The organism is Flavobacterium sp. T12S277 (assembly GCF_048514875.1).
Taxonomy (GTDB): domain Bacteria; phylum Bacteroidota; class Bacteroidia; order Flavobacteriales; family Flavobacteriaceae; genus Flavobacterium.
Map to the genome: position 1 here is coordinate 1 of NZ_JBLYEG010000056.1, position 2,626 is coordinate 2,626.

The window sequence follows — 2,626 nt, forward strand, 5'->3', positions numbered from 1 at the left end:
AGTTCCTGCCGGCACTTATGAGCTTATTGCAAAGGCTTATGATAACCTGAATGCTGAAATGGTATCCTCTATTATTAGCGTCATAGTAGGAAACAAAAGCCCAATAGTTTCAATTATTTCACCTGACAATTATGAGGTCTATACCAATCCTGGAAATATTAACATTTATGCAACAGCCTCTGACTCTGACGGTACCATCACTAAAGTGGAGTTTTATAATGGTACCACTTTGTTAGGGACTTCAACCACCAGCCCATACAGTTACAACTGGACAGGCGCACCTATAGGAACGTACACATTAACTGCGAAAGCTTACGATAATAGCAATGGAATTACCAGCTCTTCACCTATAACGGTTAATGTTATTTTCGCTTGCTCCTCGTTATCAGGCCCCCCTTTTGGTACAGCTCCTTATGCAGCAGATTCTGAATATGATAAAGCATTTGACGGAAATATAAATACAGCTTTTGATGCCAGTGCATCTAATACAGGTTATACCGGATTAGATCTTGGAACGGCAAAAGTTGTTAAAGCAATACGCTTCTATCCAAGGATATCTAAGGAATATAGAATGAACGGAGGGAAATTCCAGGGAAGCAATGTTGCTGATTTTAGCAGCGAGGTAGTCGATTTATATACCATTACTTCCAATCCAAGTCGGGAGTGGACTGAAGTAAATGTTTCCAATAGTACTGCTTTCAGATATGTGAGATATTTATCTCCAGCGGGGGGACATTGTAATGTAGCGGAAATTGAATTTTGCGGTTTAGACAATGTACCAAAGTTAAGCATTACTGCTCCGACGAATGCTGCTACTTATAGTGCTCCCGCAACGATTGATATTGCTGTCGATGTAGAGGGTTCCATAAGCAAAATAGAATACTATATAGGGGCTTCTTTAATTGGCACATCCACTCAGAGTCCATACAATTATAAATGGACAGGAATAGGTAACGGAACTTACAACCTAATAGCAAAGGCTTATGACGATAACGGGGCGATTATTTCTTCAGCTCCCGTGAACTTTACGGTCAGAGTGAATCAATCCCCAACAGTAAGTATTACCACTCCTGGGGACAATGCAATTTATCTTGCTCCAGCCACTTTCGCTATATCAGCTACAGCTAACGATACAGATGGTACGATCAGTAAAGTGGAGTTTTATAATGGTAGCAGTTTGTTAGGGACTTCAACGAGTAGCCCATACAGTTATAATTGGACCAGCGTACCTATAGGAACGTACACGTTGACCGCAAAAGCTTACGATAATAATGGGGGTGTCACTACTTCTTCGGCAGTTTTGGTCGAAGTGAACCAATCCCCTACAGTAAGTATTACCACTCCGGCCGATAATGCAATTTATGTTGCTCCAGCCACTTTGGCTATATCAGCTACAGCTAACGATACCGACGGAAACATAAGCAAGGTAGAATTCTATAATGGTACTACACTATTGGGAACAGTTACTGCAAGTCCGTATACTTATGCCTGGGGGAATGTAACTGCAGGCACGTATATACTAACCGCTAAGGCCTATGATAATGATAATGGAATCTCAACTTCATCTTCCATTACGGTAATTGTAAATGATGCCCCTAGGGTAAGTATTACAGCTCCAACGAATAATAGTAACTATATGGCACCTGCTTTTGTTACCATTAATGCTTCGGCTACGGATGCAGATGGAAGTGTAAGCAGAGTAGAGTTCTATAATGGAATTAATTTAATAGCTACTTCAACCACGACTCCTTACACTTGTAACTTAACAAGTCTTCCTGCAGGTGCTTACTCATTGACAGCCAAAGCCTACGATGACAGAGGTACATTTACTACTTCTTCTGCAATTGCAATTACGGTAAATACACCAGGGAATCAATCTCCTTCGGCCGGCATTATTTCTCCTGCTAATAATACTGCATTTATGGCTCCTGCAAGTGTTACAATTAATGCTGTAGCAGCCGATTCTGACGGAACGATTTCTAAGGTAGAATTCTATAACGGAGCCACTTTATTATCGACTTCAACAAGTAGTCCCTATACCTACACTTGGGAAAATGTGACTGCGGGAAGTTATGTCCTAACGGTAAAATCATATGATAACGCAAATGCAACAGCAACATCATCTGTGGTAAACATAGTGGTTAATAATAATAAAGCTCCGATGGCATTGATTACTTCTCTTGTTAATAATACTGTATTTATTGCTCCGGCAAGTATTAGAATCGATGCTGTAGCAACCGATCCTGACGGAACCATTTCTAAGGTAGAATTCTATAGTGGAGCAACTTTATTATCGACTTCAATAACGAGTCCCTATACCTACACTTGGGAAAATGTGACTGCGGGAAGTTATGCCCTAAGGGTAAAATCATATGATAACGCAAATGCAACAGCAACATCATCTGTGGTAAACATAGTGGTTAATAATAATCAAGCTCCGACGGTAACGGTTACTTCTCCTGCCAATAATGCTACATTTATTGCCCCAGCAAGTATTAGAATCAATGCTGTAGCAACCGATCCTGACGGAACGATTTCTAAGGTAGAATTCTATAACGGTGCCACTTTATTATCGACTTCAACAAGTAGTCCCTACACATACACCTGGGAAAATGTGACTGCGGGA

General features: G+C 40.7%; 1 protein-coding gene. It reads left to right on the forward strand.

Going from position 1 to position 2,626, the window contains the following annotated elements:
* Positions 1–2,626 (forward strand): Ig-like domain-containing protein (locus ACN1CN_RS22675; protein ID WP_419137952.1); only part of this gene is annotated, 2,626 nt, incomplete at both ends.